We start from the raw sequence: 17,676 nt of genomic DNA on the forward strand, positions 1-17,676 counted from the left end.
ATGGTGTGAAGTCTGTCGGTACAGATTAAAAGGTTGTCAGTATTTCGTTTTGCACTGGGCCAGCCAATTGCTGAATCGTGACCTTGCCTTCGGTAATGGAGTTCTCTAAATTACCTTGTAAGAGTTCATCAAATTCGCTCGGCATGACATTAACGGTTTCGATGCCAATGGCGCGATTGCGGCCCCGGGTTTTGGCCATGTAGAGCGCCGAGTCTGCTAAGTTGAGCATTTTTTCCCAGCTCGGATCGATTTCGCTTTCAGTCCCAACGGGTAAAGAAATATAGCCAGCCGACACGGTCACTGGAATGACTTTCTGTTCAAATCCGATGGGGCGCGCGCCAACGCTAATTAAGATGCGCTCAACGACTTGGGGAATTTTTTCAACCGGAATTTGGTTTAAAAATACCAAGAATTCTTCGCCACCCCAACGCATCAGCATGTCTTTGTCGCGCATCACATGCGTGAGTCGATTGCTGATCTCAACGAGCACCGCGTCGCCAGCGGCATGACCGTAGGTATCGTTGATGTTTTTAAAGTGATCAATATCCAAAATAACTAGGGCATGCGGTGGGTTCTGATTTTCGGAACTGCGGCGTTCACGCAATTCGGTGCGGTACTTCATGGTGTCATGGAAGGCGCGTCGATTGAGTAAGCCCGTTAGCGGATCACGAGTTGACTGATGCGCTAATTTCACGTTGGCTTCTTCTAGATTTTGATTGGTTTTTCTGACTTTGCGGTACAGCATAAAAATAGTCACGGCAACAGCGACGGCAATCAATGTCGCTAAGGTGGCAATGATGCGTTGCAAACCCTTGTTCTTTAGTTCAACCGTTTGGACTTGGTTTTTTTGCTGCAGCACTTCGATTTGTTTCTCGCGCTGGCTGGCATCGTATTTGGCTTTCAATTCGGATACCGCTCGGTCGCGATCGGCGCGGAATAATTCGGTCGATAAATTCAATTGCTCCAAAATGGTTTTATACGCTTCGTGATACATGCCTGCTTTCTCATAGGCTTGGGCAAATTGACCTAAGACTTGTTCAATATCGGGCTTGGCATTGGCTTTGCGTAAATAGTCCATGCCGTGATTGACTTCACTCACCCCAATTGGGACTTCACCTGCACCCATATGACATAAACCTAGATTGACATAAGCACTGGCGCGCAACGAATTATCATTGAGCTGCTCGCTTAAATCTAAGGTGTCTTTGCCGTACTTAATGCAGAGTTTGTAATTTTCCATCCGAAAGGCCGCGTCGGACAGGTTGTTCAAGGCAATGGCTTCTTCTTCCTTATGATCGAATTTTTTGGCAATCACCAACGATTCTTCGTACGATTTGATCGCCTCGGGCAGACGATCTAAATCGGCATAAGCGTAGCCGCGGTTTAAGGCCAACATGCCCATCAAACTCTGCGAACCCATTGCTCGGGCTAGCGTGGTGGCTTTCTCGTTATAGTCCAAGCCGGATTGGGGGTCTTTGAGGGCGAGGTAGAGCAAGCTAATACTGTTCATCGCATTAGCACGCGCTAGGTCGGCGTGCCGACTACCTTCTTCCAAATTGTCCATCGCAATGAGTTGATGTTGCAGCGCTAATTGAAATTCGCCCAATGATTTGTACACGACCGAGGCCACGATGTTGGCGCGACTGGTCAATGATTTTTGATTGACTTCGGTGGCAAGGGCCAGCGCTTGCACAATACGAATTTTTGCGTCGGGAAAGTCGCCGTTCTTGTTATACAGCGACGCCTCATAAACCAGGGCAGACGCCGTAGCCCATTTGTCGTGATTTTGAATACCAAATCCCTGCAGCTCAGTGATGTATTTGCGCGCCAAATCACGTTGATCGTTATCGAGATAAATTTGAATCAATACGCTGAGTGCTTCGCGTTGATCGGATAAGGGCGTTTGAGCGTCAAAGCGCGAACGCAAGGCATTTAATTGCTTAATCGCTTCGTCTTTTTGCGATTCGGCTAATTCTTCAATCCGGTAAATTTCGGCCAGCGTGGTCGGACGAGTCAATTGTTGCGACTGAGGGACGGCAGCGTAATAAGCGCGGGCATCGTTGCTCAACACGACGCAGGTCAACCCACTCACCACGCAGGTTAGCAAGCAATGCTTCCAAAGCGCCCTTTTTTGCATAGTGGTGCACTGTCCTAGTTATCGGCGTACTTGTTAACGATTAAAAACCAGCCAGCCTTCTGCATTGCATACGCTGCTGGCAGCCAAAAGTGGCGGTTGCGGTTGATTGCGGGTAAGACCTTGTTACGCCTTGATCGCTTACCCAAAGTGTTAATTGTCAAAATTTGACGAAGTCATAATTTATTCTAGTTAATAAGAATGGATTATCAAGGTCAATTGCACTTGCTCTAAGTAAACATTTTAACGATTCACGCTGACGTTTTTACAAAATCAGCGGCAATTCGCCATTTACGCCTAATTTTTTCTTGCACTCGTAAATGAGAATGATTATCATCTTTGCACAAATGATAATGATTCTCATTTACAGAGATTCATTTTACACATTTTCCCTCCAGAACTCCAATCCGATGCTCCAGCGGCTTGCCTAGGGCTGATTCTGGTTGGTCGCTGGAGCTTGGAAAAGCACTGGTTTCATTCGCGCTAACAAGGCTTACGCGCGGATGAATTGAACTTCAACTTACAGATAAGGGTAACGATGTTAGACAAGAAACGTGCCGTATTGGCGGTGACCATGGCCTGCAGTATCGCGCCACTCGCCCAAAGTGCTGAACAGACTACAACTAAGCAAACCGAACAAACACCCAGCAAGCCTTCCCCCAAGAAAGTAATTGAAAGTCCCGATAACAGTTCTAGCCCGACCAAACTCGCCGAAGTCACCGTAAGTTCTACCCGCACCGAGCGACGCACCGACAGTGTTCCAAGTACTGTCACCGTCACCACTGCTGCCCAAATGGAAGCACAAGGGGCGCGCGACTTAAAAGACGTATTCAATGACGAACTCGATGTCACCGTGCCGCGTGGCCCGACAAAATTTACCACTGGACGCAGCGCTACCGGACGCGCGGGCAACGATAGCATCAATGTGCGGGGCTTAGAAGGCAACCAAGTATTGATGTTGCAAGACGGTATCCGCGTGCCGAACAGTTTTTCGTTTGGGCCGTTTGCTACCGGACGCGCTGATTTTATTGATGTGGACGGACTAAAAACGGTCGAAGTGCTGCGCGGCCCAGCGTCCACCCAATACGGCAGCGACGGTTTGGCTGGCGCGGTCATTTTCCGCACGCTAAATCCCAACGATTTACTCAAGCCGGGTTCGACCTTCAATGGCTTTGCCCGCGCCAGTTACGCTGGAATTGATCATTCTTGGAACACCGGCATTGGCCTAGCAGGACACGCCGGCCCATGGCAAACATTGCTAGTGGCGAGTTACCGCCAAGGACATGAAGTCGATAACATGGGCGACAACACCGCGCTCAATGTCAGTCGGACTGCGCCCAATCCCGTCGATTACCGCAATCCGTATGGATTGGCAAAACTGCTTTATCAAGTCAGTCCACAGCATCAACTTGGACTGACTTTGGAGTCTCAGCGACGCACCCAAGACACCGAAGTCTATTCGGCCCGCAACGCTGGGCCGCTTACCGCCAAAAGCACGACCAATTTAAGTGGCAGCGACAAAACCACGCGCGATCGCGTTTCTGTGAATTACCAATTTAACGATGCCAACGCGCCGTGGATCCAGCGCATCGATACGTCCGTGTACTGGCAAGATGCCAACATCACGCAAGATACCGAACAACAATTTAAGGCCGCAGCCGCCAGCACGACCAACAATGTTTATCAAAGCACTGTGCGCGGTTTCTCAGGCTTAGCCGAATCGAATCTGAGCGGAACGATCGACCAACGCATCACCTATGGGATCGATTGGAGCCGCGCGCAAATTACTTCTTTGCTTAACGGTACCAATGTCGGCGTGACCCAACAATATCCGTTTAAACCCTTCCCCGATTCGACTTATGAATTGACCGGCGCTTTCGTGCAGGACGAAATACAAACTGGCGCAGTCAGTATTATTCCCGCGCTACGTTTTGATCACTATTCGCTCTCGCCTTCCAACAGCGGCTACGAGTATGCCAGCGCTGGGCTATCCGGCTCGGCAGTCACGCCACGGCTGGGCTTGGTCTGGCAACTCGCGCCTAGCTTTGCGCCTTATGGACAAATCGCACGCGGCTTTCGCGCACCGACGCCGGATCAAGTCAACAATGGTTTTTCTAATCTTGCCTATGGTTACACCAGCGTCGGCAATCCCAATTTAAAACCAGAACACGCCAACAGTGTCGAGCTTGGTGTGCGCGGCAAAATCAATAGTGTGCGCTATGCGTTCACCGTTTATGACAATCGCTACACCGATTTCATTAGCCAACAAGTTGTCAGCGGCTCTGGCACCCGCTTGGACCCGCTGGTTTTTCAGTACATCAACTTAGCCCAAGCACATATTCACGGCGTCGAAGCGCGCAGCGAATGGATGATTAATTCTGCGTGGAGCGCGAATGCGGGCGTGGCGTATTCCAAGGGCGATAGCGAAACCCGTGGCGTGACTGTGCCATTAAATACCGTTCAACCAGTGAAGGCGGTTTTGGGCCTGCGCTTTAATGCCGGCACTTGGGAAGCGCGCGCCAATGTAGTGCATAGCGCAGGCAAAGATAGCGACCAAATCGCTCCTGCCAAAGTAGCGCAATTTGCGCCACCCGCTTTTACTGTGCTCGATATTGGTGCCACGTATAAGCCGCTCAAAAACCTCAGCCTCAATCTCAATATCAACAATCTCTTTAACACCAAATACTGGCGCTGGTCGGACGTCAACGGCTTGGCTGCAAACAGTCCCGTTACCGATGCCTACAGCGCCACTGGACGCTACGTGCAAGCATCCGTTCGCTACGATTTTTAAATTTATCTAATAGGAGTAATGATGACTAAGCCGACCAATGAATTATTTAAAGTAGCCCAAGAGTGCCGCGAATTTCCGAAGTTATTTCAAAGCTTGCATCTAGCAACCTGCAACGCCGAAGGTCTGCCCGAAGCAAGTTACGCCGCCTATATCGAACTCGATGGCGACTATTTTATTTATGTCAGTGAACTGTCCGCGCACACGGCGAACTTAGCCGCCAACGGCACTTGCTCAGTGCTGTTTATTGAAAGCGAGGCGGAAGCTAAAAACCTGTTTGCTCGACGTCGCTTAACGCTGCAATGCTGCGCACTGGAGCATTCCAGAGACAGCTTTTACTTCAACATTATCATGAATAAATTCACCCAAAAATTCGGCGCGTTTATGGAAACGCTGCGCGACATGGATGATTTTCATCTCTATCAATTGCGCCCAAATCGCGGTTCCTACATAGCAGGCTTTGCGCGGGCCTATACCTTGGCTGGCGAAGGCTTAAGCGAAATTCAGCATCGCATTGAAATGGGCCACCGCAGCACGGCAGCAGCAAAAACCTCTGCCACCGCCTGAGCAACCAGAGCCTTTGAAGGAGTTACTATGCGCCAGAGTCTTACCCACATTAGAGAATATTTCGCCCAGCAACGGCGCGAACACAAAGCGTGGCATTGGGATATTGCCGAGCAGTTATCGATTTCCGAAGCCGAGCTACTAGCCGCACACGTGGGCGCAACGGATGCCAGCAGCGCGCTTTCTGCAACGCGCTTAAACAATAACTGGCCAGCCATCATTGCCTCTATCGAGTCCTTGGGAACGGTCATGGGATTAACCCGCACCAATGCGTGTGTGCATGAAGTGATCGGCGCATACAGCAACTGCACTTATGCCGATCAGATTGGCACGATTAGTAACGAGACCATGAAACTACGCATCAACTATGCGGCGTGGTGCGTGGGATTTGCCATCGTTGAGGAGTTCGGCAATCGGGTCATGCGCAGCTTGCAGTTTTTTGCCGCGGACGGTCGGCCACTGCACAAAATATATCTGCGCGCTGACAGCGATTTGGATGCATTTTTTGAGTTAATTCGTTTGCATCGCGCCGAGCAACAAGCAACCGAAATCCTAATCGACAAAACCAGTTCGGCACTAACGCTAACAAGCCGCACGCAATACCGTACTCCCGCTGGCGATAACGTGGTCGAGTTTGTACGCCAATTTGAACGCGATGAATGCATGAGTCTATTGAATGCCGCCGCTCTGCAAGCAGTATCGCTGACAATTTGCGTTGCCAATGAAGGCATCTTGCAAAGCTATTGCGGTCGGATTCATAAAGTCGTGCAAACCGGAACGTGGCTCAATGTGCTCGATCCGACGTTCAATATCCATCTGCGTGAAGACAACATCGCCAACATCCAGCTCGTCCAAAACGCTAGCGCAGTCGGTTGTTCTACCTATTTGGAATTGTTGGATGCAAACGAAGAAACGATTGCGCGAATCTCTGGAGCAGGTAGCTCCAAACAAACCGATTCGTCCGCATGGCGCTCATTGCTGGCTCATGTAGAACAAGGAGTCCAACCATGCGCAAGCTAAGCGATCAAGCGGTGCATTCGGATTTAGCTTGTCCTGCGCGGCGCGCGGTAATCTGCAAATTTGGCGCGATGACATCGGCATTATTATTAGGCCAATCGCGGCTAGCGCACGCGGTCGCATTGCAGCGCCTCGTCAGCATTGGCGGCTCATTGACCGAGATTATTTTTGCCTTGCAAGCACAAGCACAAATAGTCGGCGTGGACACGACGTCTGATTTTCCCAGTGCTGCGCAAAAACTACCCAACGTCGGCTACACCCGCACCTTATCCGCCGAGGGGATTCTTGCCTTAGCGCCGAGCATGATTATCGCCACCGAAGATGCCGGGCCGCCAGCGGTTATCGCGCAACTTTCCGCCGCTGGAATTCCAGTGCACGTGTTACGCGCCAATCATCGCTTTGAAGGATTGTTGGAACGGGTTTATCGCGTAGGCGAATTAACCGGGCACACCCAAGAGGCAAAGCAATTAACCCAAACCCTAGGCGACGACTGGCAAAAGACGCAAGTCAATTTGATCGATCACAAAAAACGTCGCGTGTTATTCATCCTGTCGCACAACGCTAATCAAATGATGGTCGCGGGCAAAAACACCAGCGCACACGCCGTAGTGGAATACGCAGGAGCCTGCAACGCTATGGCCGAATTTAATGGCTATAAACCGCTGACACCCGAAGCCTTGGTCGCGGAGCAGCCTGACATTATTTTGATGACAGAGTCAGGGCTTTCCGCCATCGGTGGGATGAAGGGCTTACTCAATACGCCCGGATTTGCCCAAACACCGGCTGGCCGACAGCGCCGAATTCTGGCTTTTGACACGATGTATTTACTTGGCTTCGGCCCGCGCCTGCCTGCGGCAGTGAAAGCGCTAAATAACGCAATCACTCAAATTATGAGTAAGTCAGAGTAAGCCGGAATAAGCATGACTACCAACTTAACTGGCCTAACTTTAAGCAGCACCAACACGGTGATCAAACCCGTGGCAATTGGTGCTGCTGCGCTGTTATTGGCGATCGCTGTCGCGGTGCAATGTGGCGCAGTGCCTGTGTCCGGTGCGGATTGGCGGGCCCTGTTCGATAGTCAATACGTCAGCGGCGGCAGTTATGTGCTGTGGCATATCCGCTTACCTAGAGCGCTATTGGCGGTATTAATTGGGGCTAGTTTAGGTTTGGCTGGCGCGCTGACGCAGGGCTTGTTCCGCAATCCGTTGAGCGATCCTAGCTTGTTAGGGATTAGCGCGGGAGCCGCGTGTGCGGTGGCATTGACCTTGGTATTTTTTGCGGGCTTGCATCTGGCGCTGCCAGCCAGCTTACGCAGTTGGGGCGTGCCCTTAGTCGCATTTACGGGCGCGTTAGCAGTGTGTTTTGCACTCGATCAAATCGCCCGTTGGATAACGCCCGGCTCAATTGCGGGCTTACTGTTGACTGGCGTGGCACTCAACGCGCTCGCTGGTGCGGTAATCGGTCTATGCACCTATTTAGCGACGGACGAACAATTACGCAGCCTGACTTTTTGGACCTTGGGTTCGCTGGCTGGAGCCAATTGGGTCTTGGTTTCAGTACTGACCTTAATGCTTGCGATCGCCTATTGGCGCGTCCGCACTTTGGCACCTGCGATCAATGCCTTGGCGCTGGGTGAATCGGCGGCTAGCCACGTCGGAATTGACGTGACAACGTTACGAACTCAGGTGATTTTATTGGTGGCGCTTTTGGCGGGGTTTTCGGTCGCGTGGTGCGGCATGATCGGCTTCATTGGTTTAATCGCTCCGCACTTAGCGCGCACTTGGGTTGGTGCGGATCAACGTCATGTAGTTCCTATCGCTATGCTGGCAGGTAGCTTGTTGTTATTAGGTGCTGACACCTTGGCGCGCACGGTGGCTATCCCAGCCGAAATTCCAGTTGGCATTTTTACCGCCTTACTTGGTGGACCATTTTTCTTGCTGCAATTGCGCGGCGTGCGCGGTCGAATTGGAGCGCTGTGATGCTAACGCTCTCAAAGGTAACGCTACGATTCGGGCAACAGGTTTTTGGCCCCTTTAATTTACGCATTGAGCACGGTGAAAGGATTGCTGTTCTCGGCCCCAGCGGCGCAGGGAAATCCACCCTGCTCAAACTACTCTCTGGCGAATTGCGTGCCAGTAGCGGACACATCCAATTTATGGATCGCCCTTACCAAGCATGGTCGTTCGCGCAGCTCAGTGAGCACCGCGCAGTGTTGCCGCAATCCAGTGGGCTGGCATTTAATTTGGACACTCAGCTCGTCATTGGCTTGGGCCGTGTTGCTGTGCAAGAGGATAGAAAACTCAGCGACATTATTACGCAAGCGGCAAACCTAGCGTGTGCGCAGCATTTACTGCATCGACGCTTCGATACGCTGTCTGGCGGTGAACAAGCTAGAGTCCAATTAGCCCGAATTTTTGCGCAACTCTGGGATAGGCAACACGGTTTGATCTTGGTCGATGAGCCGCTAGCCGCGCTCGACCCAGGCTTGCAACTGGAGTTATTAGAAAATCTTGATCACTTTGCCACCGAGCGTGGGCACAGCGTAGTCAGTATCCTGCACGACATCAACCATGCAATGACCAACGCTGATCGCTTGCTAATGCTCAAAAACGGCACGCTAATTAATGATGTATGGTGTTCTGAGGATGTCGTTCCCGCGCTAGAAAATCTGTACAACATCCGACTCAGCCGCGCAGTGGATTTGCATGGACAAACCTTTATCGCACCGCGGCAGCGCAAACCCATCCACACCAATCAAGCGCAACAAGGAAGGTGGCATGAGCCGATTACCACCTAGCAAATTCAGCAATCGCACCATCGTTTGCAGAGCGCTATTGCTCTCGATTTGGCTGCACGCTTTTTTGCTCACTGCGCTGCTACATTCAAGCCCGTATCACGCACCAGCGAGCCAAGCGACTATGTCTATCGTCTTGCTGCACACAATCGATACGTCAGCGGTTGCGGCACTTCCCAGCACAACAAGGCTAATCGACTTCTCGACGCCGCCGCCCGCCTTGACAACTCCCGCGCGAATGTCAAACACAGCAAAAACTAACGAGGTACGCGCAGAGGAAACCGCCAACACTGCGCCGCAACCAGCGTCGGTTAATCCAAGCGCTGCGCCGCACTTGGCCAATGAAGCGCCCAGCAATACACCTCAAACTGCGAGTGCGTCAGCACCCTATTACATCCAACCCAACTATGCCAACAATCCACCCCCGATCTACCCGAGGCTATTGCGTGAGCAGGGAATTGAAGGCGTGGTTTGGTTGCGCGTGTGGGTGGATTGCGATGGGCATCCACAACAGATCAACATCATCCAAGCCAGTGGCTACCGCCTATTTGATGAAGCCGCTTTGCGCGCGGTGCAACATTGGCGCTTTAGCCCCACACAACAAGGCGATCGCCACGTCGCAAGTTGGGTGGAATTTCCGATTCGCTTTTCGCTCGACAGTTAATCAAGCTCGGATTGCAACGACTAATGCAAAATCACGTTTGCAGTGCCACTTCAAGGTATTTGACAGTTATTCCCCAAAAAAATAAGCATGAATGAATGAAAGCGGTTCAATTGGGCGGCTTGGGCTGTGTTTTCACTCAGTTTTTCGATGGCAACAAATGATTCGTGCTAAATTTACGCCTTATTTTCGTGCCGCAACACAGTGGCGCGATGCCAATTTAACCAGCTTTAACCTAAACGCACTAATGCATTAATTGGCCTAGCTTCGCCAGTTCAAAATTAGCTCGTTTCCATTGGAGTAAGGCATGTACCCAGTTGTGTTCAAAAAGGTCGTCAAGACTTACCACCTAGACGCGGTTGATGTGCCCGCGCTGAGCGATATTGATTTAGACATCCGACCGAATTGTTTTACCGTGATTTCGGGGCCTTCGGGCAGCGGCAAGACGACGCTGCTGAATTTGATTGGCTGCATCGATCGAGCCAACTCAGGCGAAGTCATCGTTGCAGGTCACGACGTCAATGCCATGTCGGATAACGCGCTATCGGATTTTCGTGCGCATCACCTTGGGTATATTTTCCAAAATTTCAATTTGTTGCCAGTATTAAGCACTTACGAAAACGTCGAGTACCCGCTGATTTTGACCAAGGTTCCCGCCGCCAAACGCAAAGAACGGGTCATGGCATTACTCGACGCCGTTGGCTTAGCCGACCGCGTGCACAATCGCCCCGGTCAGCTATCGGGCGGACAGCGTCAACGGGTCGCGATTGCACGCGCGTTGGCGACCGAGCCGAAGTTGGTGCTAGCGGATGAACCGACCGCTAATTTGGATAGCCAAACCGGTGCAGCAATCATTACCTTAATGCGTAAAATGCAGCGAGAGCATCAAGTCTCGTTCGTGTTCTCATCGCACGATCCGCAAGTGCAAGCCGAAGCTGACGACACCATTTTCATTCGCGACGGGCGCATTATTGGCGTGGAACGCAAATCGCTGGAGAACGCCGTATGAAAACCTTCTCCCTCGCTTTACGCAACCTACTACGTAACCGCCGCCGATCGCTAACGACTTTGCTGGCTATGGTGATTGGACTAACCGCGATCTTAATTTTTGGCGGCTACCGCTCCAACATCACCTACGGGATTGAAACCGGCTTTGTCCAAGGCAGCGGCCATGTGCAAATTCAGCACCAAAATTATTACCTTGAGGGCAGCGATAATCCGACCGCCTACGGCATCAGCGGCTATCAGTACATTATCGACGTAGTGCAACACGATCCAGTCATGGCTCCGATGCTCAATATGGTTACGCCGACGTTGGCCTTAGGCGGATTGGCGGGCAATTTCGCGGCCGGGATTTCACGCTCGGTGTACGCCTCGGGCGTAATTCCCGAGCAGCGCAGCCAGATGGAAAAATGGAACGATTACGGCTTAATCAGCTACGTGCAACCTTTGCGCTTAACTGGCACAACGCCGGATTCAGTCGTCGTGGGCGACGGCTTAGCGCGCAAACTCAAACTCTGCAAAGCGCTGCAAATCAAGGGCTGTGTGCAAACAGATACGCCCATCGTCTCCACCGGCGCGGCTGCGCCGGACGACATTGCCGCCTTATCCGACATTGAACAAAGCAACGTCAAACAAGAAACCGGTACGCGAATAGAAATGCTGGCTTCCACCGCGCACGGTGCACCGAACGTGGCGAGTTTGAGCGTGGTGTCTTCACGTAATATGGGAATTAAAGCGATTGATGATATGTATTTGGCGATGCATTTGAGCCAAGCGCAAAAACTGATTTATGGGTCGAACGAACCGCAAGTCACCGCGATTCAAATTCAACTACGCCACACCAACCAAATTCCTGCCGCCAAAGCGCGCTTGCAATCCCTGCTCGCCACCGAATTTCCAAACGAACCGCTCGAAGTGCTGGATTTCAAAACACTCAATCCGATGTACGGCCAAACCGCGCAATTCATGAATTCGATGTTTGGCTTTATCGCGGCCTTAATCGCGGTGATTGTGCTGTTCACAATTGGCAATACCATGAGCACAGCCGTAGTAGAACGCACGGTAGAAATCGGCACCCTGCGCGCCATGGGCTTGCGTCGCGCGGGCTTGCGTTATTTATTTTTGTGCGAAGGAATTCTGCTCGGCTTATTTGGCGCCGTGCTCGGTGTCATCAGCGCATTAATCATCGCTTATGCGATTAATCACAGCGGCCTATCTTGGACGCCGCCGGGCTATTCGTATGCCTATTTAATTCTGGTGCGCGTGTGGCAAGACCCTGCCCTGCTCATTGGCAGCGTAATCGGATTAATTTTGGTCACCGTTATTTCTGCTTGGTGGCCAGCCAACCGTGCTTCAAAAATGATGATTGTTGACGCCTTGCGTCATGTTTAGATTTGATTTGGGAATAGTGATGCGATTACTTAAATTAACGATAATTTCTTGCGCTATGGTGTTCTCTGCGACCAGCAATCCAAGCTATGCCACACCAACGCCACAAGAGATCCTGGCCGCCAGCGACGCGGTGCGCAATCCCGATTATCCCTTCGGTTTAACCAACACCTTAATCGAATACAAAAACGGGCAACAAACCGACACCAGCACCTTAGGGATTTATTCCAAAGCGGACCCAAGCAGCGGCCAATTCCGCAGCCTAATTCGCTACATCGCTCCGCAGCGCGATGCCAATAAATTGATTTTATATAGCGGAAAAGATTTGTGGTTTTACGACCCATCGAGCAAGGCTAGTATTCGCATGTCGCCGCAACAGCGCTTGCTCGGCCAAGCTTCGAATGGCGACGTGGTAACAGTCAACCTAGCCAAGGATTACAAAGCAAGTTCGGCCGTCGAAGAAGACACTCAAGACGGCGACCGCCAAACCAAACATTGCTACAAAGTCGCCATGCAAGCTGACACTCCGGATGCGACGTATCACCACATTGACATGTGGATCGAGGTCGGCAACTTCCACCCAATCAAAGCGCGCTTTTATGCGGACAGCAATAAGTTATTAAAGAGCGCTTACTACCGCCGCTATGAAAAACAATTGGGACTAGATCGACCAACTGAAACCGTCATCATTGACGGACTCGATCCAAAATGGGTAACGGTGATGCGCTATTCGGATTTGGTGAAGCGCGACGTACCTGACTTATGGTTGCAACGCGAATATTTACCGCGCTTTAAACCGCAATAAACTTCCGCATGAAAAAAACCCTATTCTGCATTGCCCTGCTCTGGCTAACATGTAGCGCCAACGCGCAAGAAGCGGACGATCTGCAGGCCTTGCAATTGGCCGATCAAATCATGACCAAGCCAGAGCAGCCGAGCAATTGGCGCATCTTTGCCGAAGGCGCAGCGCGCGGCGCGGTATTGCGCAGCAGCGATAGTTTTCAAGCGAATCAGCGTTTGTCTTTTGACGCGCAATACGACAATACTTTTGCGCCCGGTTGGCGTGCAGTTTTTTCTGATCGCTTAGACATCGACAACCCTGCTCAAGCCCCATCAGATCGCGCCATTAATACCATCAAAGAAGCCTACTTAAGTTGGCAAGCCCAGCCCAATTTATTATTTGATTTGGGTCGGATTAATGAGCGCAACGGCGTGGCACTGGGCTACAACCCAACTGATTATTTTAAAGCCGCCGCGCTGCGTTCCGTGGTCTCGGTCGATCCCAATAGTTTGAAAGAAAACCGTCAGGGCAGCGTGATGCTGCGCGCTCAGCAACTGTCCGATAATGGCTCGCTCACGGTTTTATTTTCGCCCAAGCTCAGCGACGCAATCAATGCCGAGCATGAGTACGCCACGTTCAATCCCGACATCGCGGCAACCAATAACATCAATCGTTGGTTGGTGAGTTATAGCCCAAAATTTTCCAATGACTTCAATCCCAAAGTTTTGCTGTTCAAGTCCGAGCAATTGCCAACCCAGTTTGGATTAAACTTTACCAGTTTGGTCAACGATGCCACGGTAATTTATTTGGAATGGTCCGGAGGTCGTCGCCCGAACTTGCTCACCCAAGCATTACAAGCGCAGGGAATTCCAGTGGCGGACAACAGCGCATTTCGCAATCGCGTATCCAGCGGCGTCACCTACACCACCGACAACAAAATCTCCATCAGCGCAGAATTCGACTACAACGGCACCGGCCTAGATCAGCAACAATGGAGCGACTTAGGTCGGCCCAACTTGCTTTACGGTGCATATCGAAAATGGCTGCAAATCGTCCAAGAATCACCCACTAAACAAACGGCTTTTCTCTACGCCACATGGCAAGACGCGGGACTCAATCATCTGGACGTGAGCGCGATGGAACGTTTTAACTTGGTTGATTCCAGCCACCTAACCTGGTTAGAGGCGCGCTATCACATGACGCACTCGGAATTTGCCTTGCAATGGCAACGCGATAGCGGCAGCCGTTTTAGTGAATTTGGAGCGGCGCGACAAAGCCAACTTTGGTCGCTGTTGGGGCGGTTTTATTTTTAATCGGCCAGCCAAGAATATCGTCTATAATCGCCCCCGTTTTTGTTATCAGGAAGTGCAATGTCGCAAGCTTGTGGAATCGATTTCGGTACGTCTAATTCAACGGTTGGTTGGCATGCAAATGGCCAATCGAGCTTGTTAGCGCTTGAACAAGATAAGGCTACTTTGCCCTCTGTCGTTTTTTTCAATCACGAAGAAGACGAAATCACTTACGGGCGCACTGCCTTATCGACCTATTTATCCGGCTATGAAGGCCGTTTAATGCGCTCGATGAAAAGCTTGCTCGGAACCCCTTTGATTGAAGGCCAAACCGAAGTCATGGGTCGCACTTTGGCGTTTCGCGATTTGCTGTCTGGCTTTATTGGTGAGCTCAAAAAACGGGCAGAGCAGTCGGCAGGGCAAACTTTTAGCAAGGCCGTTTTTGGCCGTCCGGTGCACTTTATTGACGATGACAGCGCTGCCGACCAGTTAGCACAAAACACCTTAGAACATATCGCCAAAGCGGTTGGTTTTAAAGAAGTGCAATTTCAGTTCGAGCCGATTGCCGCGGCCTTGGATTACGAGTCCAGCATTGAGCGTGAAGAGTTGGTATTGATCGTCGATATTGGCGGCGGAACGTCGGACTTTTCGTTGGTGCGATTGTCGCCTGAGCGCAGCACTCAGGCAGATCGGCAAGCCGATATTTTGGGCAATGGCGGCGTGCATATTGGTGGAACGGATTTCGATAAATACTTAAGCCTTGGCCAGGTCATGCCGATGTTGGGATTGGGCGGCAAACTTGCCAATGGCGTGGATATGCCATCCTCGTATTATTTCAATCTGGCGACTTGGCACACGATTAATCAACTCTACACAAAAAAAGTCACGCGCGAACTGCAAGATATTTATCGTGAAGTAAGCGATTCGCACTTGCGCACCGCTATCGAACGCTTATTAAATTTGGTTGATCAGCGCGACGGACATTGGCTGGCGCAGCAAACTGAGGAAGCCAAGATTCTGTTGACTAGCCAAGACATCATCACACTGACGCTGGATCGCTTACGTAGCAAATCAAGTAGTGAGGGCGATTGCATTTTACAACTGACGAGCGCCGATTTTGCTGCTGCGACGGCACATCTAATCGATCAAATTGAAAACGCGGTCAAGCATACTTTGGGTATGGCTGGAGTTGCTATTACTGAGGTGGATACGGTGTTTTTTACCGGCGGTTCGAGTAGCGTGCGCGGCCTGCGCCAACGTATTGCGGCATTAGTGCCCGATGCTAAACATATCGATGGTGATTTGTTTGGCAGCATCGGGCGTGGCTTGGGCTTGGATGCTGCTCGCCGCTTTGCTTAGTCAACTAACGACTATGCAAAGAGCGAGCAAACCGACTTAACCATTACAAGCCTGCGCCAAAGACCTTCTTACCAGCAAACATCGTCGCGAGTACTTTCGCGTCTTTCAATTCGTCGGCACTCACCGCCAACACATCGCGATCTACCAACACCAAATCTGCGCGTTTGCCAGCAGCTAACGTCCCAATCGTTTTTAATTGATTCAGCACGTCGGCGGAATTTCTGGTGTAAGCGTACAGCATCGCTAAACGTGGCATACGTTGTTCGGGAAATAAAACGCCTTCTGGGCCTTTACGCACTTCGGCTTGCGCCATCGCTGCGAATGGTGCGGCAGAGGTCACTGGCCAATCGCTCGCGCCCGCTATTTCCGCGCCCTTCTCTAACATGCTTCTAGCCGGATACATGTTTGGATAAATGCTTGCATCGACATAAGGCTTAATCAATTCAATCGTGCTTGGATCGCCCAAGGCCCACAGCAATTGTAATGCTGCGATCACGTTGTATTGGGCGAAGCGTTGCTGATCTTGTGGATCAACGAACTGCGCGTGGGTGATAGCGTGTTTTAGCTTGCCGTTCGGGTTGGCTTTGCGCGCTACTTCGAACGCATCCAATCCTGCTTTAACCGCGCCGTCTCCAATCGCATGCACATGCACTAGCAAGCCGCGCTTGTCGGCCTCGGTGACCATGCTATTCATGGCAGCCTGTTTAAACATGGGCGGAACTGTTTGACCGGTGTTGCTATATGGTTTGGTCAACGCAGCAGTTTGGGACGGGTACTCCACTACGCCATCGGCAAACACTTTGAGTCCAGGAATAGTGAGGTTAGGAATGTCTTTGAATTGCTTACGCAGTTTTTCTACCAACGCGAGTTGACCAAGACCCGCGTCGGGCGACACGACTGGATAGGCTGCTACGTGCGCACTGAGCAAACCTTGCTTGGCTAATTCTTGATAAATCGGCAGCAGACCGACATCATCGGCTTCCAAGGCCGAGCCGCTCGCGTCGCCAATCGCGGCAGCATCCAACCAACCGGTAATACCAACGCTATTCATGTATTGCACACCTGCGACTCCCGCGGCGAACATGACTTCGGGCGTTGGTTTTGGCAAGCTTGCGTCGATTAAGCTTTTACCAAAATCGACCACAAAGCCGTTTGGCGCAGAATCACTGCCTAGGCCAAAAAACTTTTGCTTTTCCGCTGGCAATTGGCGCACAAATTCAGCGTTTAAGCCAGCGCGTTGGCGCGCGGCCAAATTCGCCCAACCGGTGTGTCCATCGCCGCCACTCAAGACAATTGGCATTGCAGCGTAAGGACCTTGACTCAAGATGGCATCCAACTCGGCCGAGTGCGACCAATAACCTAAATCAAGATCGTAGATAACTAAGGTGTCGCCGATGAAGCTTTTTTTGTCCGCGATTTGCTTGTCAATAAAAGCGACTAAATTGGGAATCGACACGGAATCATCGGCGTAATTAGCCATGATTAACGTTACGCCGCCCATCAATGGATGAGCGTGTGCGTCTATCATGCCGGGCATTAAAAATTGACCGTGCAGATCAACTTTATGCGCTGTTTTGCCAGCGGCTTTTTCAACCGCACTTTGGCTACCTACCGCGACAATCGTATCGCCACGAATCGCTACTGCTTCGGCGTAGGGTGCGTTGTATTCGGCGGTAAATACGTGGGCATTGAAATACAGCGTGGTTTCTTTATCAGCCTTGTTCGAGGAATCAGCGGCAAGGGCTAGGTGAGCAGCGGATAGCGATAACGCTCCAGCAAACAGCAATTTAACAGCGCGCGTTATGAGACGTGCTTGTTTCAAATCAGTCGACATTGAATTTCCTTTTCTTGGGGCGCACTACGCCTAGCTCAGTCTGGCGACATCGCAGGCGGTGCGT

Annotated in this window: 14 protein-coding genes; 12 read left to right on the forward strand and 2 right to left on the reverse strand. The window is 51.3% G+C overall.

Annotated features, from left to right (window positions below; translation table 11 throughout):
• Positions 1–25: 25 nt before the first annotated feature.
• A complete protein-coding gene (locus E2I14_RS12930) occupies positions 26–2,137 on the reverse strand; it encodes a tetratricopeptide repeat-containing diguanylate cyclase (protein ID WP_133329167.1) in 2,112 nt (703 codons plus the stop codon).
• A 535-nt stretch (positions 2,138–2,672) separates the two neighbouring features.
• On the opposite strand from E2I14_RS12930, the gene E2I14_RS12935 reads away from it, so the two are divergent.
• The 12 genes from E2I14_RS12935 (at position 2,673) to E2I14_RS12990 (ending at position 15,778) form a co-directional block, all read left to right on the forward strand.
• Positions 2,673–4,925: a TonB-dependent hemoglobin/transferrin/lactoferrin family receptor gene (locus tag E2I14_RS12935; RefSeq protein WP_133329169.1), complete on the forward strand. Its 2,253-nt coding sequence runs from the start codon at positions 2,673–2,675 to the stop codon at positions 4,923–4,925.
• An 18-nt stretch (positions 4,926–4,943) separates the two neighbouring features.
• Entirely contained in the window at positions 4,944–5,489 is a 546-nt protein-coding gene (locus tag E2I14_RS12940; RefSeq protein WP_227544730.1) for a HugZ family pyridoxamine 5'-phosphate oxidase, read from the forward strand.
• Positions 5,490–5,516: 27 nt separating this feature from the next.
• Positions 5,517–6,506, forward strand: a complete 990-nt coding sequence (locus E2I14_RS12945) for a ChuX/HutX family heme-like substrate-binding protein (RefSeq protein ID WP_133329173.1) — start codon at positions 5,517–5,519, stop codon at positions 6,504–6,506.
• Positions 6,494–7,411, forward strand: coding sequence for a heme/hemin ABC transporter substrate-binding protein (locus E2I14_RS12950; protein WP_133329175.1), 918 nt, complete (start codon positions 6,494–6,496; stop codon positions 7,409–7,411). The genes E2I14_RS12945 and E2I14_RS12950 overlap by 13 nt, the downstream gene beginning before the upstream one ends.
• 12 nt (positions 7,412–7,423) lie before the next feature.
• A complete protein-coding gene (locus E2I14_RS12955) occupies positions 7,424–8,482 on the forward strand; it encodes a FecCD family ABC transporter permease (protein WP_133329177.1) in 1,059 nt (352 codons plus the stop codon).
• A complete protein-coding gene (locus E2I14_RS12960) occupies positions 8,482–9,300 on the forward strand; it encodes an ATP-binding cassette domain-containing protein (RefSeq protein ID WP_133329179.1) in 819 nt (272 codons plus the stop codon). The genes E2I14_RS12955 and E2I14_RS12960 overlap by 1 nt, the downstream gene beginning before the upstream one ends.
• Positions 9,281–9,961 carry a TonB family protein gene (locus E2I14_RS12965; protein ID WP_165967826.1) on the forward strand — a complete coding sequence of 227 codons (681 nt, stop codon included), beginning with the start codon at positions 9,281–9,283 and terminating at the stop codon, positions 9,959–9,961. The genes E2I14_RS12960 and E2I14_RS12965 overlap by 20 nt, the downstream gene beginning before the upstream one ends.
• A 304-nt stretch (positions 9,962–10,265) precedes the next feature.
• On the forward strand, positions 10,266–10,967 hold the full coding sequence (locus tag E2I14_RS12970; protein ID WP_133329183.1) for an ABC transporter ATP-binding protein: 702 nt from the start codon (positions 10,266–10,268) through the stop codon (positions 10,965–10,967).
• Positions 10,964–12,352 (forward strand): ABC transporter permease, encoded by a 1,389-nt coding sequence (locus E2I14_RS12975; protein WP_133329185.1) that lies wholly within the window; start codon positions 10,964–10,966, stop codon positions 12,350–12,352. The genes E2I14_RS12970 and E2I14_RS12975 overlap by 4 nt, the downstream gene beginning before the upstream one ends.
• Before the next feature lie 55 nt (positions 12,353–12,407).
• Complete coding sequence (locus tag E2I14_RS12980; RefSeq protein WP_227544732.1) at positions 12,408–13,154, forward strand: outer membrane lipoprotein-sorting protein; 747 nt, start codon at positions 12,408–12,410, stop codon at positions 13,152–13,154.
• An 8-nt stretch (positions 13,155–13,162) separates the two neighbouring features.
• Positions 13,163–14,443: a hypothetical protein gene (locus tag E2I14_RS12985; RefSeq protein WP_133329189.1), complete on the forward strand. Its 1,281-nt coding sequence runs from the start codon at positions 13,163–13,165 to the stop codon at positions 14,441–14,443.
• Between the two features lie 57 nt (positions 14,444–14,500).
• Positions 14,501–15,778: an Hsp70 family protein gene (locus E2I14_RS12990; protein ID WP_133329191.1), complete on the forward strand. Its 1,278-nt coding sequence runs from the start codon at positions 14,501–14,503 to the stop codon at positions 15,776–15,778.
• 43 nt (positions 15,779–15,821) lie between these two features.
• On the opposite strand, the gene E2I14_RS12995 is transcribed toward E2I14_RS12990, so the two are convergent.
• The gene (locus tag E2I14_RS12995; RefSeq protein ID WP_133329193.1) at positions 15,822–17,612 is read right to left on the reverse strand and encodes an amidohydrolase; all 1,791 of its coding nucleotides are present in this window, start codon (positions 17,610–17,612) and stop codon (positions 15,822–15,824) included.
• Positions 17,613–17,676: the final 64 nt, after the last annotated feature.

It is taken from the genome of Sapientia aquatica, assembly GCF_004358105.1.
Lineage (GTDB): Bacteria > Pseudomonadota > Gammaproteobacteria > Burkholderiales > Burkholderiaceae_D > Solimicrobium > Solimicrobium aquaticum.